This is a genomic window from Sphingomonas sp. Leaf208, assembly GCF_001421415.1.
In the GTDB taxonomy this organism is placed as follows: Bacteria; Pseudomonadota; Alphaproteobacteria; order Sphingomonadales; family Sphingomonadaceae; genus Sphingomonas.
In genome coordinates, this window is record NZ_LMKH01000023.1 from 245274 (window position 1) to 267025 (window position 21752).

Genomic DNA, 21752 nt, shown 5'->3' on the forward strand with positions numbered 1-21752 from the left:
GGGGCATGTCCACGCGAGCGCGCCCCATGTGGCAAGGTCCGTACAGCCCAAGCAGGGGGCTATCCCAATCCGCCAGCAAGACGTGTTTCCCCGGGGAGGCGGGGACCCAGACTGGGCTCCCGCCTTCGCGGGAGAACAAGGAAGCGGGCGCGCAAGAACAAGGAAGCGGCAGTCGGCCTGCGCAGGACCGCGCGCCCCTGTCCAACCCGACAACCACCCCCGATGCCTCGAAGGACGCAGAGATCGCAGTCACCACCGTCGCCGCTGGCCGACGTGCTAATGCGCTGTCCTACACGCGCCTCGGAGCGCACCCTCGGCGGATGCCCAACCCCGCCCATCCCGCATACATCACCTCGGCCCAAAACGCCCCTATCGGCCCCCATATCGGGCGATGTGCAGAACGCTGTGAGACTGTGAACTTCGTGCACTTCCGCACTGCAACATCGGCGCAAGATACTGATTTCAGGCGCACAACGAAAAAGGGCGCGGGGACCATCGCCCCCTCGCCCTTTTTCAACTCGAACAGTCTCCGATTACTCGGCGGCTGCGGTCCCCTTTGCGGGGCGCATGTCGCGACGCTCGGCGATACGCGCTGCCTTGCCGGTGCGGCCACGCAGGTAATACAGCTTGGCGCGACGCACGGCGCCCTTGCGGACGACTTCGATCGAATCGACGTTCGGCGAGTAGAGCGGGAAGACGCGCTCGACGCCCTCGCCGAAGCTCATCTTCCGCACGGTGAAGTTCGAGCCCATGCCCTTGTTCGAGCGCGCGATGCACACGCCCTCGTAGTTCTGAATACGCGTGCGCTCGCCTTCGACGACCTTCACGCCGACCTTCAGCGTGTCGCCGGGGCGGAAATCGGGGATCGTCTTGTTGGCCAGGAACTTCGCGATGTTCTCGGCTTCGATCGTCTGCAACAGGTTCATGTCTCGTCCTCGTGTCGCTGCGCGCCAGAGGGCGACTGGACCCGAACGCCCTCATGGCGCTCCCAAAGGTCCGGTCGCCGTGACCGTGTATCGATCTCCGCGCGGCGTTTGCGCCATGCAGCGATCTTCGCATGATCCCCCGATCGCAGCACCTGCGGGATCGCGCGCCCTTCCCATATCTGAGGTCGGGTATAGTGTGGATATTCGAGCAGCCCCGTTTCGAAGCTCTCGTCATCCCCACTAGAAGCCGCGCCCATTACGCCGGGCAGCAGCCGAATGCAAGCATCGAGCAGCACCAGCGCGCCCATCTCGCCGCCCGACAGGATGTAGTCACCGATCGAGACCTCCTCGATCTCCCGCGCCTCGAACAGGCGTTCGTCGAACCCCTCGAACCGGCCGCAGAGAATGGTGACGCCGGGACCCTGCGAGAGCTGGCGAACCCGCTCCTGGGTGAGAGGCTTCCCCCGAGGCGTCATGGCCAGCACCGGCCGCCCATCCGCAACGCTGTCGATCGCCGAGGCCACCACGTCGGCACGGAGCACCATCCCAGCCCCGCCCCCCGCCGGCGTATCGTCCACCGACTTGTGCTTGTCCGTCGCAAAGTCCCGGATCTGCACCGGCGAACAGGACCACCGCCCCTCGCCGAGCGCGCGGCCCGCAAGCGAGGTCCCCAGCGGCCCCGGAAACATCTCCGGATACAGCGTCAATATCGTGGCAGCGAAAGTCACAGCGTCCAATTCTCTATCCGAAGGCAGGGTTTGCACCATCGTGCGGCGCAATCTGCTCAGCACCTATACGGATCGCCCCGACGGAACAATTACGCTGCCGAAACGCTCGCGGCGGATGGACGATTGCATCATCATCGGCGCCGGCCCGGCGGGCCTGACCGCAGCCATCTATCTCGCGCGCTTCCACCTCTCGATCCGGCTGTTCGATTGCGGCAGCAGCCGCGCCGCGCTGATCCCGTGCACGCACAACCATGCCGGCTATCCCGAAGGCATCCGCGGCACGGACCTGCTAGCCCGGATGCTGGCGCAGGCTGAGACTTACGGTGCGGTGCGCGAGGGCGTGCGGGTCGATGCGATCGAGGTGGAGGACGACGGCTTCACCGTACGGCTCGGCGATCGTCGCGCACGAGCCCGGAGCGTACTGCTCGCCACCGGCGTCGTGAACAACCGCCCCAACATGCCCGACGCCATCCATGACGAAGCGCTCGAAGCCGGCCTCCTCCGCTACTGCCCCATCTGCGACGGCTACGAAGTCACCGACAAGCGCGTCGGCATCATCGGCACCGGCGACCACGGCATGCGCGAGGCGCTGTTCCTACGCGGCTACACAAAGGACGTGACGCTGATCGCCCCAGAGGGTGGCCACGACCTCGATCCGGCATGCGAAGCGGCGCTCGACGATGCCGGGATCGTCCGCGTCGGAGGCCCCTGCGGCAACTACGCGATCGAGGAAAACAAGCTTTCGCTGGAAACGGTGGAGGGCCGATTGTCGTTCGACAGCATCTATCCAGCCCTCGGATCGGTAATCCGTTCGGAACTAGCCGTCGCGGCAGGCGCACGCGCATCCGAGGACGGGTGCCTGGAAGTCGACTCGCACCAGCGCACCTCGATCCCCGGCCTGTTCGCGGCCGGCGACGTGGTGAAGGGCCTCGACCAGATCAGCCATGCGATGGGGGAAGCCGGCGTCGCTGCGACGACGATCCGTAACATGCTCGCCGAGCAGCGCCCGCTTCGGCGGTAGCCTGCGCGACGAGAAAAGAGTGTTTCCCCGCGAAGGCGGGGACCCAGAGTGGGCTCCCGCCTTCGCGGGAGAACAAAGCTTACTCGGCGGCGAAAGAGGCCTCGACGATGAGCCGGTCGGCATCCCATTCGGGAACTGCCTCGGGCCGCATCGGAATCATGAAGCGCTTGCCAGGCTTGTCGTCCACTGGAAGGCGTTCGATCTCGATAACGTCACCCGCACCGAAATTATCGATCGCAACGACCCGTCCGATCGCCTCGCCATCGGTCGAGACGACATCGAGCCCGATCACATCGGTGTGATAATACTCACCGTCTTCCAGCGGCGGCAGCGAAGACCGCGGCACCGTCAGCTCGGTTCCGCGCATCGCCTCGGCGGCGTTGCGATCGGCGACCTCGGCGAAGCGCGCAATCATCCCGTTGTTACCGTTGCGGGCGGACTTCAGCGACAGCGCGCCGTTATTGAAGCTCTTGTAGCTCCCGAAATTCTCGGCGAAGACCTTTAGCCGCACTTCGCCACCGATGCCGTGCGCACCGATGACGACGGCGAGCGTCACGTCAGCCTTGCGCGGAGCCTTCATCGCGGCCGGGGGTGTCGTCGGAGCCTTCGGCGGGGTCGTCGGCGGAGACGCCTTGGTTGGTGGCATCTTCGATGTCCTCGGGTGCGGGGGCTGTGCGGGGGTCGGTTTCGGGGGCCATCATGCGCTCCTGTTCGGGGTTACCGATCGAGAGAACGCATGAAGTCCGGTTCGGGTGCGGAACGCGTCCGCTACCCTCGTCACCATCCTGGGCTCGACCCAGGACCCAGGGTCACGAACGTTGCCGCCCTTGGCTCTGGGTCCCAGCGTTCGCTGGAATGACGGAACAAGGGCGGCCGGGATATCCCGACCGCCCCCGGATCTTACGAAGCGCTCGTAGCGTCTTCGATTTCAGCAGCAGCGACCTGCTCGGTCTCTTCGTTGCTGCCCGAAGCAGGTGCTGCCTTCGCAGCAGCTTCAGCCTCGGCAGCTTCAGCCGCCTTGGTCGCACGCTCTTCGGCGCGCTCGGTGGCCTTCTCGCCGGGCTTGCCCTTGTTCGGGTTGTTGCGGGCCGAACGCTCGAGCACGCCAGCCTGGTCGAGGAAGCGCGCGACGCGGTCGGTCGGCTGCGCGCCAACGCTCAGCCAATGCTTCGCGCGGTCGGCGTCGAGCTGCACGCGCTGCTCGTTGTCCTTGGCGAGGAGCGGGTTGTAGTTGCCGATCTTCTCGATGAAGCGGCCATCACGCGGCGAACGCGCATCGGCAACGACGATCTTGTAGTAAGGACGCTTCTTGGAGCCACCGCGCGCGAGGCGAATGTTGATTGCCATGATATTTTCCTTCGTTTTCTAATAAATTCTCCGGCGCGAGCCGAAGTGTCGTGGTTGGATAAGGAGGTTATTTCTTCTTAAGAAAATCGTCGAAACCGGCAGGCATCTGCGGTATCTTGGGGCCACCAAGCCCCGGCAGACCGCCGCCCGACGAACCGCCCGGCAGGCCGCCGGCACCAGCCTTGTTGAGCATGTCGCCCATCTGCGGCCCGCCGATCGCGTTGCCGATGCCGCCAAGACCACCGCCCATGCCGCCCTTGCCGAGCATCGCCATCATGCCCTTCATGCCGCCCATCTTCTTGATCTTCTTCATGGCGGTCGACATTTCGAGGTGCATCTTGAGCAGCTTGTTGACCTCCTGGACGGTCGTCCCGGAGCCCTTGGCGATGCGGATCTTGCGCTTGGCGTTGATCAGTTCGGGCTTATTGCGCTCCTTGATCGTCATCGAACCGATCATCGCGTCCATGTGCACCAGCACCTTTTCGCCACCGACCGACGCGACCGCACCCTGCGCCTTCTTCATGCCGGGGATCATACCCGCCAACGCGCCGAGCCCGCCCATCCGCTGCATCTGCGCGAGCTGAGCACGCAGGTCGTTCATGTCGAACTGCCCCTTGGCCATCTTCGCGGCCATGCGCTCAGCGTCTTCGGCCTGGATCGACTCCGCGGCGCGCTCGACCAGGCTGACGACGTCGCCCATGCCGAGGATGCGCCCGGCGACGCGCTCCGGATGGAACGCCTCTAGCGCGTCAAGCTTCTCGCCGGTCCCTGCGAACTTGATCGGCTTGCCGGTGACCGCGCGCATCGACAGCGCCGCGCCGCCGCGGGCATCGCCGTCCATGCGGGTCAGCACGATACCCGTCAGCGGCACCTGGTCCGAGAAGTTCTGCGCGACGTTGACCGCGTCCTGGCCGGTCAGCGAGTCGACGACGAGCAGGATCTCGGCGGGGTTGGCGACATCGGCAACCGCCTTCATCTCATCCATCAACGCCTGGTCGACATGGAGTCGACCCGCGGTGTCGAGCATCAGGACGTCATAGCCCTGGAGCTTGGCCGCCTGCATCGCGCGGCGGGCGATATCGACCGGCTGCTGGCCCTGCACGATCGGCAGCGTCGCGACGTCGATCTGCGTGCCGAGCGTCGCCAGCTGTTCCTGCGCGTTCGGGCGATTGACGTCGAGCGACGCCATCAGCACCTTCTTGCGCTCGCGACCGGCCTGGCCGAAATTGGCCTGCCCCGCCGCCAGCCGCTTGGCGATCTTGGCGGTCGTGGTCGTCTTGCCCGAGCCCTGGAGGCCGACCATCATGATGACGGCCGGCGGGGTGACGCCCAGCTCGAGCTCGACGGCATCCGAGCCGAGCATCTCGACCAGCGCATCGCTGACGATCTTGACGACCTGCTGGCCCGGCGTGACCGAGCGCAGGACGTTCTGGCCGATCGCCTTCTCGGTCGCCTTCTCGACAAACTCACGCGCGACGGGCAGCGCGACGTCGGCTTCGAGCAACGCGACGCGCACCTCGCGCATCGCCGCGCGCACGTCCGCTTCGGTCAGCGCACCCCGGCCGCGAAGGCGGTCGAAGACGCCGCCAAGTCGATCGCTCAGGCTTTCGAACATCGAAATACTCCCAATCACCGTCACCAAACGCAAAAGCGCCGGCGGGCGAAACCTCGCCGGCCAGCGTGCATCCTTGGATGCTCGTCATATGCGCCCCGGAACGGAACGTGGGCTGCCACCTACTGGAATGCGGTTCGGGATGCAAGATGGGTTCCCGAGCGGAGGGACGTTGATCGACACCTCTCCTTGTTCTCCCGCGAAGGCGGGAGCCCAGACTGGGTCCCCGCCTTCGCGGGAAGACATTCGTACCTCGGTTCAATTCACGCTCATCTCGCGCAACCAATCGCGCCCGTGGCTCGCCCCGTCCCGCCTATACGGCTTCTTAACATATCTTACACGTGTCGCATGCCACACCGCCACCCAAGCAAGAGACCGAACAGGCCAACCCCATGACCGTAAAGTCGGCGGCGACATTTTCGCTCCGCAACATCAGTCGGGAATTCATGACCGGCGCCGTAACAGGCGCCGCACTGCTTCTGTTCGTCGGCACCGCGGGCACCGCCGTCGTCAAGACACTGGCACATTGGCACGGCAGCGATGCGGTGATCGATCACGGTCTGGTCGCGGCGCTGTTGTTGAATGCGGCGCTGATCCTGTTCGGCTGGTTCCGGTACCGGGCCCTATCGGAAGAGCTGAGCACCCTGTCCGACGCCGGCCGCCACGCCCACGCGCTTGCGCAGCGCGATCCGCTCACCGGCTTCCTCAATCGCCGCAGCTTGTCTGAAGACGGCGCGGCACTGTTCGCCAGTACCCGCCGCCGCGGCAAGGCTATGGCCATGCTGACGATCGACATCGATCACTTCAAGAGCGTCAACGATCTGCACGGCTATGCGGTAGGCGACCTGTTGCTCGCTCATGTCGCGGAAACGATCGCAGCGATCGCGCCCGGTACCAGCCTGCTCGCTCGGCTGGGCGCAGATGAATTCGCCTGCGCATTCGTCTTCGACTCCGCGCACGAAAACGTCGCCGACCGGATCGCCGAGCGCATGGTCGCAGGCCTCGCCTTGCCGTTCCGCACCAACGGCGTCGATATCCATACCAGCGTCTCGATCGGCATCGCCCGGTCCGATCGCGACTGCGCGTCGGTCGACGCCCTGCTGCGCAACGCCGACATCGCGCTCCACGCGGCCAAGACTGCCGGGCGCAGTCGCCATGCGTGGTTCGACACCTCGATGGAGCGATCGCTGCAACTGCGTGGCGAGCTCGAAGCAGGTCTCCGTAGCGCGATCCCGGCGCAGGAGGTCGTTCCGTATTTCGAGCAACAGGTCGACCTGACCACCGGCCTCATCACCGGTTTCGAGGTGCTGGCACGCTGGGAACATCCGACGCGCGGCATGATCGCGCCCGACGTGTTCATTCCGATCGCGGAGGAAAGCGGGCTGATCGGCGACCTGTCGCTGTCGATCATGCGCCAGGCGTTCGCCGCCGCGCGCGACTGGGACGCCGGGCTCACCTTGTCGGTCAACGTCTCGCCACTGCAGTTGCGCGACGCGTGGCTCGCGCAGAAGATCATCAAGACGCTGGTCGAAACGGGCTTTCCCGCGAGCCGGCTCGAGATCGAGATGACCGAGAGCGCGCTGTTCGACAACCTGCCACTCGCGCAGTCGATCGTCGGCAGCCTGAAGAATCAGGGTATCCGCCTCGCGCTCGACGATTTCGGTACCGGGTATTCGAGCCTGGCGCATCTTCGCGCGCTGCCGTTCGACCGGATCAAGATCGACAAGAGCTTCGTCTCGTCGAGTCTGGATAATCCGGAGAGCATGGCGATCGTGAACACGATCGTGCGGCTGGGGGACAGCCTCAACCTGCCGACGACCGCGGAAGGGATCGAGGATGCCGCGATCGAAGAGCGCCTGCGCGGCATGGGCTGTGCGAAGGGCCAGGGGTATTTGTACGGGCGACCTCTCGGTGCGGCGCAGGTCCGGCGGTTGCTGGCCGAGAAGCGCTTGCTGGCGCAACGGCCCGACCGCGACGTGCCACCGCCGCGCGGCATTGCGCCACGTTTGGCGGGCTGAGGTCTACTCCACTCATAAAACGCCACCCCGGCGGAGGCCGGGGCCCAGTTGGAGAGGTCGCGGTAACGGCCCGCCGTCCTCCACTATCATAGTCTCCCAATTGGGCCCCGGCCTTCGCCGGGGTGGAGTAATGTGATCGGGACCACTCTTAAAACTATGTTCTCCCGCGAAAGCGGGAGCCCAGGACCGAGCAGCGCTCCACCTATACCCTGGGCTCCTGCGTTCGCAGGAGAACAGGACTCGGCCGCCCCCACGAGCAAACCGTGGACTTCCCCCCCCACCCCTCCTAAATCGCGCCGCATGCCATCTGCCCCGCAGCCAGAGGTCATCAGCCTCGGCTGCCGCCTCAACATCGCCGAAAGCGAGACCATCCGCGCGCTCGTCGCCGGGCGGGACATGGTCGTGGTCAACAGCTGCGCGGTCACCAACGCCGCCGTGAAGGCGACGCGCGTTGCGATCCGCCGCGCCAAGCGCGACCGTCCGGACGCGCAGATCGTCGTCACCGGATGCGCAGCACAGATCGACCCTGCCAGTTTCTCCGCGATGCCCGAGGTCGACCGCGTCGTCGGCAATGCGGACAAGCTGACGTCGCAAGCTTGGCAGACCGAAGCTCCGGTCGTCGTCTCCGACATAATGCAGGTCCGCAAGACCGCTCCCCACCTCGCCGCCAGCTTCTCCGCGCACGCCCGCGCGTTCGTCGAGGTCCAGAACGGCTGCGACCACCGCTGCACCTTCTGCGCAATCCCGTTCGGCCGCGGCCCGAGCCGCTCGGTCCCGGCGGGCGCAGTCGTCGACCGGATCGCCGGGCTCGTCGACGCCGGCCACCGCGAGATCGTCCTCACTGGCGTCGACCTCACCAGCTACGGCCCCGACCTCCCCGGCGCACCGACGCTCGGTCACCTCGTCGAGCGCATCCTCTACCACGTACCCGCGCTCGAACGCCTGCGTCTCTCGTCCCTAGACGGTATCGAAATCGACGACCGCCTCTTCGCGTTGCTGACGACTGAGCGCCGGATCATGCCCCACGTCCATCTCTCGCTCCAAGCCGGCGACGACATGATCCTCAAGCGCATGAAGCGACGCCATTCACGCGCCGAAAGCGTCGCCCTCGTCGAGCGCCTGAAGACCGCCCGCCCGGACATCGCGATCGGCGCGGACCTGATCGCCGGTTTCCCGACCGAAGACGCGGCGATGTTCGCCAACACGCGCGCGCTGATCGACGACTGCCACATCGTCCACCCGCACATCTTCCCCTATTCGCCCCGCGCCGGCACCCCCGCCGCGCGGATGCCGCAGGTCGAGCCCGAAGTCCGCCGCCACCGCGCCGCCCTCCTCCGCGACGCCGGCGAAACCGCGCGAGCGAACTGGCTGCAAACGCTGGTGGGAACATCGCAGGATCTGCTCGTCGAACGCCCTGGCGACCGCGGCCATATCGGCAATTTCGCAGAAGTCCTGCTGGACGAACCCGCCATACCCGGCGACATCGTCCGCATCACGATCACCGGCGCCACGTCCGACCGCCTCAGCGCAATACGAGAACCATCATGAGCACCACCCCCACCTGGCACGACAAGCTGATCGGCGGCTTCAAGCGCACCTCCGACCGGCTCGTCGGCAACCTCGCCGGCCTCGGCGGCGCGCGGCTCGACGATTCGACGCTCGACGACATCGAGGAAGCGCTGATCGCCTCCGATCTGGGTCCCGAGACCGCCGGCCGCATCCGCCGCCGCCTGTCCGAAGGCAGTTTCGAGCGCAACATGGAGGAACTCGGCATCCGCGTGATCGTCGCGGAAGAGGTCGAGAAGGTCCTCGCCACGGTCGCGAAACCGATCGAGATCGACGCCTTCCCCCGCCCGCAGGTGATCCTCGTCATCGGCGTAAACGGCTCGGGCAAGACCACCACCATCGCCAAGCTCGCGCACCTGCTGATGGAGCAGGATTACGGCGTCATGCTCGCCGCCGGCGACACCTTCCGCGCCGCCGCGATCGGCCAGCTCCGCACCTGGGCCGAGCGCGTCGGCGTGCCGATCGTCACCGGCCCCGAGGGCGGCGACGCGGCGGGCGTGGTCTGGGATGCGGTCAAGAAGGCGACCGAGACGGGCATCGACGTACTGATCGTCGATACCGCCGGCCGCCTCCAGAACAAGCGCGAACTGATGGACGAACTGGCCAAGATCCGCCGCGTCCTCGGTCGGATCAACCCGGAGAGCCCGCACGACATCGTCCTGGTGCTCGACGCGACGACCGGCCAGAACGCGCTCCAGCAGATCGAGGTCTTCAAGGAGGTCGCGGGCGTCACCGGCCTCGTGATGACCAAGCTCGACGGCACCGCGCGCGGCGGCGTGCTGGTCGCTGCGGCCGAGAAATACGGCCTGCCGATCCACGCGATCGGCATCGGCGAGGGCATGACGGACCTCCGCCCGTTCGATGCGAACGAGGTGAGCCGGATCATCGCCGGGGTGGAGAGCGTTCGGAAGTAACACCCGGAATGTCCTTCGATACGCCATCTCGACAAGCTCGACGGCTACTCGGGACGAACGGCGTGGGCTGATAGATGCCCTCCCGAACCCACCCCGTTCGTGCCGAGTAAGGATCGAGCTTGTCGAGAGTCTGTATCGAGGTACATGCCCGCACGCACCCGCCCCCAGGAAGCGAAAACCCAGTGACCCCAACCAAGCCCCCCCTATCCCCCGGCCTTCGCATGGCGGTCGACTATGGCCCGCTCGCGATCTTCTTCGCGGTGAACTTCCTCACCCCCGGGCTGCCGATCGTCCGCGTCGTCGCCGCCACCACCGCGTTCATCATCGCCACCATCGCCGCGATGATCGTGTCGAAAGTGAAGACCGGCCATATCTCGCCGATGCTGTGGCTGTCGGGCGCGCTGATCGTCGTGTTCGGCGGGCTGACGATCTATTTCCACGACCAGCGCTTCATCCAGATGAAGCCGACGATCATCTACGCGATGTTCGCGGCGATCCTGACGTTCGGGCTCGTCACCGGTCGGCCGTTACTCCAGTCTCTGCTTGGCACCGCCTATCCCGGCCTGTCCGCCGACGGCTGGCGCAAGCTGACGCGCAACTGGGCGGTGTTCTTCGTGTTCATGGCGGTACTGAACGAAGCGGTGTGGCGCAACACGACCTGGGATTTCTGGGTCGGCTTCAAGCTGTGGGGCGCGATCCCGCTGACGCTGATCTTCGCGTTCGCCAACATTCCGATGCTGCTGAAGCACGGATTGCAAACGGGCGACAAAGCCGTAACCGACCTGCCGCCCGAAGGATAATCTACTGCTCCCCTCCCGTTCACGGGAGGGGTCGGGGGAGGGCCTGACCAACAGACCGGACGCCAGTACGTACGTCGCCCCCTCCCCTAGCCCCTCCCGCAAGCGAGAGGGGAATTCAGATCAGCCCGCGACCTTCGCATAGCGCTCGCCGACGACGTCCCAATTCACGATGTCCCACCAGGCCTTCAGATAGCCAGGGCGATCGTTCTTGTACGTCAGGTAATACGCGTGCTCCCAGACGTCGTTGCCGAGCAGTGGCGTGCCCGGCTCCTTGGCGTCGTCCATCAGCGGGTTGTCCTGGTTCGGCGTGCTCGTCACCGTCAGCTTGCCGCTCGCATCCGCGATCAGCCATGCCCAGCCCGAGCCGAACTGCCCCGCGCCCTTGGTGTTGAACTCTTCCTTCAGCTTGTCGAGGCTGCCGAAGTCACGATCGATCGCCTCGGCGAGCTTGCCCGACGGTGCCTGACCGCTCTTGGCCGCCATCGTCTTCCAGAAGAAGTCGTGGTTCCAGAAACCGCCGCCATTGTTGCGGACCAGCGGCGGCTGCGACGAGATCATGCCGAGGATGTCCTCGATCGACTTGCCGGCGAGCGCGGAATCCTTCTCGACGCCTTCGTTCAGCTTCGCGGTGTACGCCGCGTGATGCTTGTCGTGATGAAACTTCATCGTTTCCTGGTCGATCACCGGCTCGAGCGCGTCATAGGCATACGGCAGCGGTGGGAGTTCGAAAGCCATGTGGGTTCTCCTTTATGGGGTCGGACGCTCAACGTCCGCACGTCGCAAATGGTCCCGCAAAAGTCGTTGCGCAAGCGTATCCAGCGGCCGAAACGCCGCGACCCGACAGCATCATCGGTCAGGCGGCGGTCTTGCCGTATTCCTGCCGCGTGACGGGATGGCTCGACGAGAGACCGCCATCGACCGCGATCGCCTGGCCGTTGACGTAGCTGGCGTCGTCGGACGCGAGGAACAGCGCGACCTTGGCGAGTTCCTCGGGCTGCGCGCCGCGATGGAGCGGGTTGAGGCGGCCGACGCGGTCCATCTTGTTCGCCTCGCGCGCGTAGTCGAAGACGGGCTTCGTCATGCCGGTCTCGGTGAGGCCGGGGCAGATCGCGTTGACGCGGACGTTCGAGCCGGTGAGTTGCTGCGCGGAGACGGCGGCAAGGTTGATGACGCCGGCCTTCGACGCGGAATATGCGGGCGAGCCGGCGCCGGAGCGAATGCCGGCGACGCTGGCGGTGAGGACGATAGCGCCCTTCCCTCGCTCGGCGATGCGCGGCGCGGCGTGTTTGATCGCGAGGAACGGACCGATCAGGTTGACGCGCAACACCTCCGTGATCAGCGCGACGTCGGTGTCGAACAGGTTAGCCAGGCCGCCGGAGATACCCGCATTGGCGAACATCACGTCGAGCCTGCCGAAGCTGTCGCACGCCAGCGCCACGGTGCGGATCACGTCCTCTTCAAGGCCAGCGTCGATGCGGATCGCCTTCGCCGTGCCGCCAGCCTGCGTGATGAGGTGCGCGGTTTCGTCCGCGCCCTCGGTCTTGTCGGCGACGACGACCCTGCCCCCTTCGTGCGCGAACAGGAGTGCGGCGGCGCGGCCTATGCCGGAGCCTGCGCCGGTGACGATGATGGATTTGTTCGTGAAGCGCATCGCATGGTCCTTCGGTTAGATCGTGACGCCGCCGTCGATGACCATCGTCTGGCCGGTCATGAAATTGCTTGCCGACGACGCCAAGAAAACGACCGCGCCCGCGATCTCCTCGGGCTCGCCGATCCGGCGGAGGGGCACGCTGGTGTTCGCCGCCTCGATCCGTTGCGGGTCCTCCCACAAGGCGCGCGCGAAGTCGGTCTTGATCAGGCCGGGGGCGATGCAGTTCACGCGGACGTTGGACGGGCCGAACTCGACTGCGAGGTTGCGCGCAAGCTGCATGTCGGCGGCCTTGCTGATGCAATACGCGCCGATGACGGGCGAGCCGCGCAGCCCGCCGATCGACGAGATGATGATGATGCTGCCGCTGCGGCGCTCCAGCATCTCGGGCGCGACCATCTGGATCAGCCAGTGGTTCGAGACGATGTTGTTGTCGAGGATCTTGCGGAACTGGTCGTCGGCGATGCCTGCTTGGGGCCCGTAATAAGGGTTTGAGGCGGCGTTGCAGACGAGGATGTCGATGCGGCCGAACTTGGCGCGGGTCTGGTCGACGAGACGCTGAAGCCCGGCCTTGTCGGAGATATTGGCGGCGATGGCGATCGCGGTGCCGTCTCCGTGTCTGGCGTTGAGTTCGGCGGCGACCGTGTCACACGCGTCCTGCTTGCGGCTGGAGATCACGATCTTCGCGCCGTGCTCGGCCAGTTCGCGTGCGGAAGCCAAGCCGATGCCGCGCGACGATCCCGTGACGATGGCGACCAAGCCGGTAAGGTCAAACTGCGACAACTTCTTCTGCTCCCCTTCCGCTTGCGGGAGGGGTCGGGGGAGGGCCCGATCTTTCCGCATCGTTTCATGCCGGGGGAGGTCAGCCCCYCCCCTAACCCCTCCCGCAAGCGGGAGGGGAATCAGGCGCCCGCCTTCACAGCAAATCCCCAGGCAGCATCTGCCAACCCGTGGATCTTCGCGACCGTCTTCTCCGCCTGCGCACTCGACGCAGTGCCGTCGATAATGCGCTTCTTGATACCTTGAACGATCCCGGTCAGGCGGAAGAGGTTATAGGCGAAATACCAGTTCAGATCAGGCACGCCGTCGCGGCCGGTGGCGGCGCAATAGCGGTCTACGACCTGCTCGATCGTCGGGATGCCCGTCTCCGGCCCAGTCATCCCGAGCACGCCCGAGCGCCCTTCGGGTTCGGTCACCCAGCTCATCAACAGGTACGAGAAGTCCGCCAGCGGATCGCCCAGCGTCGACAACTCCCAATCAAGGACGGCGATGACCTTGGGCGCGGACGGCGCGAAGATCATGTTGTCGATGCGGTAGTCGCCGTGGACGATCGAGGTGCGCGTCTGCTCCGGCAGCGTTCTCGGCAACCACTCGATCAGCCGTTCGACCGACTCCATATGCTCGGTCTCGGCGGCGCGATATTGCTTGGTCCAGCGGCCGACCTGGCGCTCGAAATAATTGCCGGGCTTGCCGTACTCGCCTAGCCCCGCCGCTGCGTAATCCGTGTTGTGGAGCGCGGCGAGCGTGTCGACCATTGCCTCGTAATGCGCGGTGCGCTCAGGCGGGGTCGCGCCGGGCATCGCGCCGTCCCAGATCGTCCGGCCCTCGACCATCTCCATAACGTAAAAGGCCGAACCGATCACCGCCGCGTCCTCGCAGAGACCATAGGGCCGAGGCACCGGGAAGCCGGTCGGATGGAGCCCGGCGATGACGCGATATTCTCGGTCGACTGCGTGCGCGCTCGGCAGGATCGGGCCGAACGGTTTCCGGCGCAGCACGTACGCGCGCTCCGGCGTGTCGAGGCGGTAGGTCGGGTTCGACTGGCCGCCGGCGAACTTCGCGTAGCCCAGCGGACCGGCATAGCCGGGCACGTTGGCGGTCATCCACGCGCCAAGCGTGTCGAGGTCGAGACGGTCCTTGTCGCCGACCGCGATCGTGCCGACCATGCTTGTCGACGCGTCGCTCACGAGAAGGTGATCACGCTGCGAGTGGTGTCGCCGCGGCGGAGTTCGTCGAACGCGTCGTTGATGAGCTCCAGCGGCATCCGATCGGCGATGATCGTGTCGAGATCGAGCAGCCCGCGCATGTAGAAATCGACCAGCCGCGGAATGTCGACCGGAAACCGGTTCGAGCCCATGAACCCGCCCTGCAGGCGCTTGCCCGACAGCAGGTCCATCGCCGACAGCCCCACCTTCTCGCCGAGCGGCATCATGCCGAGGATCGTCGCGGTGCCCCCGCGACGCAGGACCTTGACCGCGGTGGCCGCGGATTGCGCGCGGCCGACCGCTTCGATCGCGTGGTGCACGCCGCCCTTCGTGATCGCGACGACCTCGTCCGCTGCGGTGTCGGACAACGCATCGATGCTGTGCGTCGCGCCGAGCTTCTCCGCCATCGCGCGTTTTTCAGGCACCGGATCGAGCGCGATGATCTTCCCCGCGCCGGCGATCTTCGCCGCGTTGACCGCCGCAAGCCCAATGCCGCCGCAGCCGACCACGCATACCGTCTCTCCCGGAGTCACGTCAGTAGTGTTAAACACCGCCCCTGCCCCGGTCGTGATCGCACAACCGAGCAGCGCCGCACGGTCCATCGGCATGTCGCGGTCGATCGCGACGCACGCGTGTTCGTGGACCAGCATCATCTCTGCGTAGGCGCTGAGGTTCAGCATCTGCGCGATCGGCCGGTCGCCGAGCATGAGGCGCGGCGCGGCACCCTTGGGACGGCGCACGCTGGCATCGATGCACAGCGACATCCGGCCGGTGACGCAGAACTCGCACTGGCCGCAAAAGGCCGAGAGACAGGTCACGACATGGTCGCCGACCTTCACGCCGCGCACCTCGTCGCCGATTGCCTCGACCACGCCGCAGGCCTCGTGCCCCGGGATGGTCGGCATCGCGTGCGGATAGGCGCCATCGACGAAATGCAGGTCTGAGCGGCACACGCCGACCGCCATCGTGCGGATCAGAACCTCATGCGCGGTCGGCTTCGAGACGGTCACGTCCTCGATGCTGAGCGGGGTGTTGGCTTCGAAAAGGACTGCGGCTTTCATGGGTGGTGCGCTCCGAAACGAGACCGTCATTCTGACGAAAGTCAGGACCCAGAGCCAAGATCGTTGCCCTTGCGGCTCTGGGTCCTGGGTCGAGCCCAGGATGACGAAGAAAGAAGGACGAACGGGGGGTGAGTTTACCGGCTCACCCCGACGTCCCCGCTGGACACGCCACCCTTCCGGAAATCGCCGTATTTCCCGAACTCGTTGCGCGCGATCGAGCGGTTGTGGACTTCATCCGGGCCATCCGCGAACCGCAGCGTCCGCATCGCCGCCCAGTCATGCGCCAAGCGGAAATCGCCCGACACCCCGCCGCCGCCATGCGCCTGGATCGCGTCGTCGAGTATCCGCAGCGCCATGTTCGGCGCGGCGACCTTGATCATCGAAATCTCGATCTGCGCGGACTTGTTGCCCGCCTTGTCCATCATGTCGGCGGCCTTGAGGCAGAGCAAACGAGTCATCTCGATGTCGATCCGCGCGGTCGCAATGCGCTCTTCCCACACCGAGAAGTCCGCGATCCGCTTGCCGAACGCGACGCGGTCGAGCAGCCGTCGCGCCATCGCCTCGATCGCGGTCTCGGCGACGCCGATCGTGCGCATGCAGTGATGGATACGGCCAGGCCCAAGCCGCCCCTGCGCGATCTCGAACCCACGCCCCTCGCCGAGCAGCACGTTCTCCACCGGCACGCGGACATTCTCCAGCACGACCTCGCCATGCCCGTGCGGCGCGTGATCATAGCCGTACACCGACAGCATCCGCTTGATCGTCACGCCGGGCGTATCCATCGGCACGAGGATCTGGCTCTGCTGCTGGTGCCGCGAGCCCTCGAACGACGTCTTGCCCATCACGATCGCGATCTTGCAGCGCGGATCGCCGACGCCGCTCGACCACCATTTGGTGCCGTTGATGACGTAATGATCGCCGTCCCTCACCATCGACGTCTCGATGTTGGTCGCGTCCGACGACGCCACCGCAGGCTCGGTCATCAGGAACGCGGAACGGATCTCGCCGCGCATCAGTGGCCCGAGATACGCCTCCTTCTGCTCGCGCGTGCCATAGCGGTGAAACACCTCCATGTTGCCGGTATCGGGCGCGGAACAGTTGAAACACTCGCTCGCCCAGCCGACCTTGCCCATCTCCTCCGCGCATAACGCATATTCGAGATTGGTGAGCTGCGTGCCTTCGAATTCGAACGAATCGTCGACGTGTGTCTGGCCCGAATGCGGCGGCATGAAGAAATTCCAGAGGCCGGCGGCCTTGGCCTTCTCCTTCATCTCCTCGATCACCGGAATCACCTTCCAGCGCTCGCCCTCATGCGCCTGCTGGTCGTAATCGGCCTGCCGAGGCCGGATATTCTGGTCGATGAAATCCCGGACCCGATCCCGGAAATACGTCTCTCGTTCGCTCAGCGTAAAATCCATGCGGGCTCTCCATTCGTCATCGCTTTGGAGGCGGGTTAGACCATACCGCACATTCGGTAAAGCGTGCGAGGGACTCCGGAAAGCATGTTTTCAAGTCCGCCCTGAAAGCGCCTAAAAAGCACTGTATCTTCAAATCGAAGCTGTTAGGGTGTTTCGATGAAGGTTCCGGCAGAGGCCAGCGACGAGAGCGAACAGGGGACCAAGCGCTTCCGTGCGAAGCGTGACGCGATCCTCGCCGCGGCGGCAGAAGCGATCAACGAACAGAGTGCCAAGGGCATGACGTTCGCGGACGTGGCGCGGCGCGTCGGGCTCAATACGACCAGCGTTACCTATTATTTCAAGCGCAAGGAAGACCTCGCGGCGGCGGCGTTTGAGAACACGCTCGAATCGCTGATCGCGATGCTCGACGTCGCGGCGGAAGAAGCGACGCCGGAGGAACGCGTTCGGCGCTATCTCGCGCTCAACATGGACCGGCTCGGGCGGATTCAGCGCGGCGAGGAGAAGGCGTTCGCCGTCCTCTCCGATCTGCGCGCGACCGAAGAGCCGATGCGCGGCCGCCTGATGGCGGGCTGGCGCGAGGTGTTCCGTCGGACGCGGCTGTTGTGGGGGCCGACTTCGTCGCGCGCGCAGACCGATCTCAACGGCGCGCGCGCACACGTGCTGTTGGAAAACACGTTCTGGCTGCCGATATGGCTGACGCGGTACGAGCCCGATCAGTACGGCCGTGTCGAGGAACGGCTGATGGACGTGTTCGCACACGGCATAGCGGGCAAGGACGCCAAATGGTCCCCTACCCTGCTCGATCTCAGCCATGACGAGGCGGAGCCGGGGCGCGAGGCGTTCCTGCTCGCCGCGACGCGCCTGATCAACGAACTCGGCTATCGTGGCGCGTCGGTGCAGAAGATCGCATCCGAGCTGAACGTGACCAAGGGTAGTTTCTATCACCATCTCGATGCGAAGGACGACCTCGTCATCGCGTGCTACCGCCGCAGCTTCGACACGATCGCCGATGCGCAGAGCCGTGGCGAGGCCGAGGGCGGAAGCTACTGGCACAAGCTGTCGAGCACGGTCGCAACGCTGCTCGACGTCCAGTTCGCCGAGCGGGGGCCGTTGTTGCGTACCACGGCGCTGAGCGGGCTACCGGTCGGCGTGCGCAACGCGATGGTTGAGCGCTCGAACGGCATCGCGCGGCGCTATGCCGGGATGATGATGGACGGGATCGGCGAAGGCTCGATCCGCGCGGTCGATGCGCTGATCGCGGCGCAAGCGCTGATGGCGCTTCAGAACGCGGCGTTCGACATGCGGAAATGGGCGTCGACGATGCCGCGCGAGCGGGCGATCGCGATGTATGCCTCGACGCTGATGTACGGCTTGTTCGATGATCGGATCGCGAAGGCCTAAGCGCCTTGCCCAGATTGGCGCGGGATCGAAGCCGGATCGAGTTGGTTACGCCGCGTTAACGGCTGGTCGCCAGTCCGGAGCCTCCACGGAGGCTGCATGCACACCATCACGACCGATCTTGAGACGGGTATCATCGAGGTCGACGCGTCGGGCTTCTGGACTATCGAGCATGTCGAGGACTTCCTGCGCGACCTGGAGCGCGACGGACGGCGCGTGCTGGCGACAGGCAAGCGCCACGTGCTGCTCTGCAACTTCTCCAAGTCCGCGATCCAGCCGCAGGAGGCGATCGCGATGCTGCAACGCGTGGCGGTGTCGATACCGCTGAAGTCGCGCAAGGTCGCGCTGGATACTGAGGGCAAGCTGGCGCGGTTGCCGGTGAAGCGGATTTCTTCGGTGCGGGACGACATGGCGGTGTTCGATGACCGCGAGTCGGCACTGGCCTGGATGCTGGCGGAGGCTCCGGCCTACCCGGATGCAACCTCCCCTCCGTCATCCTGACGAAAGTCAGGACCCAGAGTTACAAACGCCGTCCTTTGAAATCCTGGGTCCTGACTTTCGTCAGGATGACGGCGAAAGGGGGCACTACGCGGCTGCATCCTCAGCGCGCTTGAGCAGAACCCCGGCGCGCCAATAGTGGAACAGCGCCCACGGCGTCATCAACACGATGATGATCAGCGCATAGCGCAGCGAATCCTCGCCGAACCCTGGCTTCAACAGATCGCTGAGCCAACCGACCAACGTCGGCCCGAGCCCCAACCCGACGAGATTGATCACCAGCAACGTGATTGCCGCCCACATCGCGCGGATCTGCAACGGCGCGAGATGCTGGATCAACGCGAAGCTTGGCCCGAGATACGAATTGGCGAAGATCAGCGAGACAAAATAGCTGCCGATCGCGACTACCGGCGCGTCGATCAGGTAGAAGGCGAGCGCGAACGGGAGCGACAGGCCCTTCATCACGAGGACGACCCAAGCCTGGACATGGAGCCCGTGACGCTTGGCGAGCACGTCGGCTATCTTGCCGCCTGCGAGCGCAGAGATCGCGCCGAACAACGCACCCGGCAACGCGATGTAGCGTGAAATATCAAGCATCGAGATGCCAAGCGACCGCTGGATATAGCTCGGTCCCCAGCCGGTCAGCGCGTAGCCGATCATCGAGGTGAGCGTGACGCCGACCACCAGATGCCGCGCCGGCGCACTCGCCCATATCGACGCAAACCCTTGGGCCACGCTTGGCATCGGCGTCGCCACTGCGCGCGCCGCATCGGACAGTCCGCGGCGGGGCTCGACCATGAACAGACGGACGAGAACGGCTAGGACGATCCCCGGCAGGCCGACGGTCATCATCGCGATCCGCCAGCCGTACGAGTTCGCGACTACCCCGCCGATCAGCGTGCCGAACCCTGCGCCGAGCACCACGCCGAGCGAATACACCGCCATCGCGCTTGCGCGCTTCTCGGGCGGGTAGAGGTCGGCGATGATCGAATGACTGGGCGGGCTCGACCCCGCCTCGCCGATACCGACGCCGATCCGGAACAGCATCAACTGCGTGAAGTTCTGCGCGAGCCCGCACAGCGCAGTCATCGCACTCCAGATCGTCAGGCTGGCGGCAATGATGTTACGGCGGCTGGTCCGATCGGCCAGCCGTGCGACCGGAATGCCCAACGTCGCATAGAAGATCGCGAACACGAGTCCGGACAGCAGCCCGAGCTGCGTATCGGTCAGCAGCAGGTCCGCCTTGATCCGCTCGAGCAGGATCGCAAGGATCTGACGGTCCATGTAACTGAAGAAATAGGTGAAGGTGAGCAGCGCGAGCGTCAGGCCCCGTCGCTTCATCGCCAATGCGTCGGCGATCTCGGGATGGGACTGATACGCTGCGGCCATCGGCAATACCTCGAAATCTAAATAGGCCTTAGGCTAGGTCAATTGAGGCGTACCAGACAAGCTAAAGCTGCATTCCTGGCCGACCCGCGACGAGCGAACGGCATGTGGATGACGAGCGACATTACCGCTGCGACGCAATGTCTTATGGGTTTGAAGGCGTTAACGGTGTTTCGTGAGAAGGACGGCGGAAGATGCGTCCTCGTTTGGGTCGCTCTTCCGCCTTATCCCCTCTCCAACGTCGTGGCCGGGCTCGTCTCCGCGTCATCAGTGGAGCGGAGCGTCCGGGCAATCTGAATACCGGGTATGCAGCTCCCCTCGCATAGATTCGCGACGTTGCAAAGCGTATTTTCCTTATCGCTCCCGCCAGGGATGGAATCCCTCGTGGCGTCCAGCTTGCCCGCCACGGCCCCTGCCTCGCCTCCCACGCAACACAATCGCTGGAGCATTCCGAAGACTGACTTATTTAATCGGCCCCCGCCAAACGCGGCGAGATCCCGCTGCTTCTAAAAGAAGCCGGGCCCGACCTCACGATCAAGGCGATTGCGGCTCGGCCGGCGGCGATTACCGCGTACGAGAGGGCAAGGCAATCGACGACAGCATCAAGCCCAGCACCGACGAAGCGAAAGAATCCGCTGCTCGGGCAGACGGCGGTGAAGGCCGGACGTTAGTCGCTGATCGTCCACCCCAGCCGCGGATCGCCACCGCGGACGGGTTGGGCGGCAGCCAATTTTTGAGCGAAACTGCCATCGGCTACGTAGGCTGGTGGAACGGCCATCGCGGCCGGTGGACTATAGGCCACGGTCGCGTAGGATGGCGACACTAGGGCCGGACCTCGCGCGAACGACGCGGCAGCGGGCGGGATCAGCGGTGCGTACCGGGCCATCCGTATCGCTGGACGCGCGATCCGGGTCGCCTCGCCGGTGAACGCGGTGAACTGGCGCCCCTCCTCGAACACGGCGTTGTGCCCGGTGACGAACGCCCCCGCGACGACACCGCCGACGATGATCGTGCCAATCGTCTCGCCGGTCCGGCCATCTCCGGCGGCGTGATAGCGACCAACGACGGGCACGCTACGACCGCCGACTTCGACCGAGCGCAGTTCGATATCGAGCTTGCCGGATTTGCCGAACGCGCCCTTGCCGGTCCTGAAGGTAACCGCACCGACACCGGGAGCCCCGCGCGGGATCAACACCGCGCCATCGACGATCACGTCCCGCGCGACCGATACAGCGACGGTTTGCCCGACGCGTGCGCGATCCGACGCGATCTCCTCGTCCAGGCGCAATGCCATTTCAGTATGCGCCGGCACGACGATCGCCGCATCCGTGCGCGCGTCCTGCGCGGCTATGGCGGTGGGTAGCGTGCACAATGCCGCAACGATGATCAGCTTGTGCACTCGATTTCTCCCCTGCGGGCACGGCCT

The 21752-nt window shown here is 65.4% G+C and carries 21 protein-coding genes; 7 read left to right on the plus strand and 14 right to left on the minus strand.

The features are described from left to right. Window positions 1-533: 533 nt before the first annotated feature. A complete protein-coding gene (gene rplS / locus ASE69_RS11095; RefSeq protein WP_031395442.1) occupies window positions 534-926 on the minus strand; it encodes a 50S ribosomal protein L19 in 393 nt (130 codons plus the stop codon). Continuing rightward, window positions 923-1654 (minus strand): tRNA (guanosine(37)-N1)-methyltransferase TrmD, encoded by a 732-nt coding sequence (trmD, locus tag ASE69_RS11100; RefSeq protein ID WP_056487015.1) that lies wholly within the window; start codon window positions 1652-1654, stop codon window positions 923-925. Before trmD ends, rplS begins: the two co-directional genes overlap by 4 nt. Before the next feature lie 115 nt (window positions 1655-1769). Here trmD and ASE69_RS11105 point away from each other — a divergent pair, with 115 nt between their 5' ends. After that, entirely contained in the window at window positions 1770-2675 is a 906-nt protein-coding gene (locus ASE69_RS11105) for an NAD(P)/FAD-dependent oxidoreductase (RefSeq protein ID WP_056487018.1), read from the plus strand. Window positions 2676-2754: 79 nt separating this feature from the next. Here the strand turns inward: ASE69_RS11105 and rimM are convergent, their stop codons facing one another. The 4 genes from rimM to ffh all read right to left on the minus strand — a co-directional run bounded on the left by rimM (window position 2755) and on the right by ffh (window position 5637). Then, the gene (rimM, locus tag ASE69_RS11110) at window positions 2755-3255 is read right to left on the minus strand and encodes a ribosome maturation factor RimM (protein ID WP_056486329.1); all 501 of its coding nucleotides are present in this window, start codon (window positions 3253-3255) and stop codon (window positions 2755-2757) included. Continuing rightward, on the minus strand, window positions 3233-3376 hold the full coding sequence (locus tag ASE69_RS22070) for a hypothetical protein (protein ID WP_156362298.1): 144 nt from the start codon (window positions 3374-3376) through the stop codon (window positions 3233-3235). Before ASE69_RS22070 ends, rimM begins: the two co-directional genes overlap by 23 nt. A 199-nt stretch (window positions 3377-3575) precedes the next feature. Beyond that, a complete protein-coding gene (gene rpsP / locus ASE69_RS11115) occupies window positions 3576-4022 on the minus strand; it encodes a 30S ribosomal protein S16 (RefSeq protein ID WP_056486332.1) in 447 nt (148 codons plus the stop codon). 67 nt (window positions 4023-4089) lie between these two features. After that, window positions 4090-5637, minus strand: coding sequence for a signal recognition particle protein (gene ffh / locus ASE69_RS11120; protein ID WP_056486333.1), 1548 nt, complete (start codon window positions 5635-5637; stop codon window positions 4090-4092). A 389-nt stretch (window positions 5638-6026) separates the two neighbouring features. On the opposite strand from ffh, the gene ASE69_RS11125 reads away from it, so the two are divergent. The 4 genes from ASE69_RS11125 (at window position 6027) to ASE69_RS11140 (ending at window position 10932) form a co-directional block, all read left to right on the plus strand. Then, complete coding sequence (locus ASE69_RS11125) at window positions 6027-7652, plus strand: putative bifunctional diguanylate cyclase/phosphodiesterase (protein ID WP_156362299.1); 1626 nt, start codon at window positions 6027-6029, stop codon at window positions 7650-7652. Window positions 7653-7952: 300 nt separating this feature from the next. Beyond that, window positions 7953-9200, plus strand: a complete 1248-nt coding sequence (mtaB, locus tag ASE69_RS11130; RefSeq protein ID WP_056486335.1) for a tRNA (N(6)-L-threonylcarbamoyladenosine(37)-C(2))-methylthiotransferase MtaB — start codon at window positions 7953-7955, stop codon at window positions 9198-9200. Next, window positions 9197-10132, plus strand: a complete 936-nt coding sequence (gene ftsY, locus ASE69_RS11135) for a signal recognition particle-docking protein FtsY (RefSeq protein ID WP_056051078.1) — start codon at window positions 9197-9199, stop codon at window positions 10130-10132. The genes mtaB and ftsY overlap by 4 nt, the downstream gene beginning before the upstream one ends. Window positions 10133-10314: 182 nt before the next feature. After that, on the plus strand, window positions 10315-10932 hold the full coding sequence (locus tag ASE69_RS11140; RefSeq protein WP_268795496.1) for a septation protein A: 618 nt from the start codon (window positions 10315-10317) through the stop codon (window positions 10930-10932). Between the two features lie 120 nt (window positions 10933-11052). Here ASE69_RS11140 and ASE69_RS11145 read toward each other — a convergent pair whose 3' ends face one another. From ASE69_RS11145 to ASE69_RS11170, 6 genes are all read right to left on the minus strand, one after another. Then, complete coding sequence (locus ASE69_RS11145) at window positions 11053-11667, minus strand: superoxide dismutase (protein ID WP_056486341.1); 615 nt, start codon at window positions 11665-11667, stop codon at window positions 11053-11055. 118 nt (window positions 11668-11785) lie between these two features. Then, on the minus strand, window positions 11786-12583 hold the full coding sequence (locus ASE69_RS11150) for an SDR family NAD(P)-dependent oxidoreductase (protein ID WP_056486344.1): 798 nt from the start codon (window positions 12581-12583) through the stop codon (window positions 11786-11788). 15 nt (window positions 12584-12598) lie between these two features. Next, entirely contained in the window at window positions 12599-13363 is a 765-nt protein-coding gene (locus ASE69_RS11155; protein ID WP_056486348.1) for an SDR family oxidoreductase, read from the minus strand. Window positions 13364-13482: 119 nt separating this feature from the next. After that, window positions 13483-14526, minus strand: coding sequence for a phosphotransferase family protein (locus ASE69_RS11160; protein ID WP_056486351.1), 1044 nt, complete (start codon window positions 14524-14526; stop codon window positions 13483-13485). Window positions 14527-14543: 17 nt separating this feature from the next. Beyond that, the gene (locus tag ASE69_RS11165) at window positions 14544-15626 is read right to left on the minus strand and encodes a Zn-dependent alcohol dehydrogenase (protein ID WP_056486354.1); all 1083 of its coding nucleotides are present in this window, start codon (window positions 15624-15626) and stop codon (window positions 14544-14546) included. 134 nt (window positions 15627-15760) lie between these two features. Next, on the minus strand, window positions 15761-17044 hold the full coding sequence (locus ASE69_RS11170) for an acyl-CoA dehydrogenase family protein (RefSeq protein ID WP_056486357.1): 1284 nt from the start codon (window positions 17042-17044) through the stop codon (window positions 15761-15763). 156 nt (window positions 17045-17200) lie between these two features. Between ASE69_RS11170 and ASE69_RS11175 the strand changes: the two genes are divergently transcribed. Both ASE69_RS11175 and ASE69_RS11180 read left to right on the plus strand, forming a co-directional pair. Then, window positions 17201-18445 carry a TetR/AcrR family transcriptional regulator gene (locus ASE69_RS11175; protein WP_056486361.1) on the plus strand — a complete coding sequence of 415 codons (1245 nt, stop codon included), beginning with the start codon at window positions 17201-17203 and terminating at the stop codon, window positions 18443-18445. 96 nt (window positions 18446-18541) lie between these two features. Further along, window positions 18542-18943 carry a hypothetical protein gene (locus ASE69_RS11180; RefSeq protein WP_056486364.1) on the plus strand — a complete coding sequence of 134 codons (402 nt, stop codon included), beginning with the start codon at window positions 18542-18544 and terminating at the stop codon, window positions 18941-18943. An 84-nt stretch (window positions 18944-19027) separates the two neighbouring features. On the opposite strand, the gene ASE69_RS11185 is transcribed toward ASE69_RS11180, so the two are convergent. Together ASE69_RS11185 and ASE69_RS11195 are read right to left on the minus strand one after the other, a co-directional pair. After that, window positions 19028-20329, minus strand: a complete 1302-nt coding sequence (locus ASE69_RS11185) for a spinster family MFS transporter (RefSeq protein ID WP_056486367.1) — start codon at window positions 20327-20329, stop codon at window positions 19028-19030. Between the two features lie 664 nt (window positions 20330-20993). Continuing rightward, the gene (locus ASE69_RS11195) at window positions 20994-21725 is read right to left on the minus strand and encodes a hypothetical protein (protein WP_056486374.1); all 732 of its coding nucleotides are present in this window, start codon (window positions 21723-21725) and stop codon (window positions 20994-20996) included. Window positions 21726-21752 lie beyond the last annotated feature (27 nt).

Bases quoted from the DNA above. Each gene is read 5' to 3' on its own strand.
- ASE69_RS11175 (WP_056486361.1), top strand. From the start codon at position 17,201: ATGAAGGTTCCGGCAGAGGCCAGCGACGAGAGCGAACAGGGGACCAAG.
- ASE69_RS11125 (WP_156362299.1), top strand. From the start codon at position 6,027: ATGACCGTAAAGTCGGCGGCGACATTTTCGCTCCGCAACATCAGTCGG.
- rimM (WP_056486329.1), bottom strand. From the start codon at position 3,255: ATGAAGGCTCCGCGCAAGGCTGACGTGACGCTCGCCGTCGTCATCGGT.
- ftsY (WP_056051078.1), top strand. From the start codon at position 9,197: ATGAGCACCACCCCCACCTGGCACGACAAGCTGATCGGCGGCTTCAAG.
- rplS (WP_031395442.1), bottom strand. From the start codon at position 926: ATGAACCTGTTGCAGACGATCGAAGCCGAGAACATCGCGAAGTTCCTG.
- ASE69_RS22070 (WP_156362298.1), bottom strand. From the start codon at position 3,376: ATGATGGCCCCCGAAACCGACCCCCGCACAGCCCCCGCACCCGAGGAC.
- ASE69_RS11165 (WP_056486354.1), bottom strand. From the start codon at position 15,626: ATGAAAGCCGCAGTCCTTTTCGAAGCCAACACCCCGCTCAGCATCGAG.
- ASE69_RS11150 (WP_056486344.1), bottom strand. From the start codon at position 12,583: ATGCGCTTCACGAACAAATCCATCATCGTCACCGGCGCAGGCTCCGGC.
- ASE69_RS11145 (WP_056486341.1), bottom strand. From the start codon at position 11,667: ATGGCTTTCGAACTCCCACCGCTGCCGTATGCCTATGACGCGCTCGAG.
- ffh (WP_056486333.1), bottom strand. From the start codon at position 5,637: ATGTTCGAAAGCCTGAGCGATCGACTTGGCGGCGTCTTCGACCGCCTT.
- ASE69_RS11185 (WP_056486367.1), bottom strand. From the start codon at position 20,329: ATGGCCGCAGCGTATCAGTCCCATCCCGAGATCGCCGACGCATTGGCG.
- mtaB (WP_056486335.1), top strand. From the start codon at position 7,953: ATGCCATCTGCCCCGCAGCCAGAGGTCATCAGCCTCGGCTGCCGCCTC.
- rpsP (WP_056486332.1), bottom strand. From the start codon at position 4,022: ATGGCAATCAACATTCGCCTCGCGCGCGGTGGCTCCAAGAAGCGTCCT.
- ASE69_RS11180 (WP_056486364.1), top strand. From the start codon at position 18,542: ATGCACACCATCACGACCGATCTTGAGACGGGTATCATCGAGGTCGAC.
- ASE69_RS11160 (WP_056486351.1), bottom strand. From the start codon at position 14,526: ATGGTCGGCACGATCGCGGTCGGCGACAAGGACCGTCTCGACCTCGAC.
- ASE69_RS11170 (WP_056486357.1), bottom strand. From the start codon at position 17,044: ATGGATTTTACGCTGAGCGAACGAGAGACGTATTTCCGGGATCGGGTC.
- ASE69_RS11105 (WP_056487018.1), top strand. From the start codon at position 1,770: ATGGACGATTGCATCATCATCGGCGCCGGCCCGGCGGGCCTGACCGCA.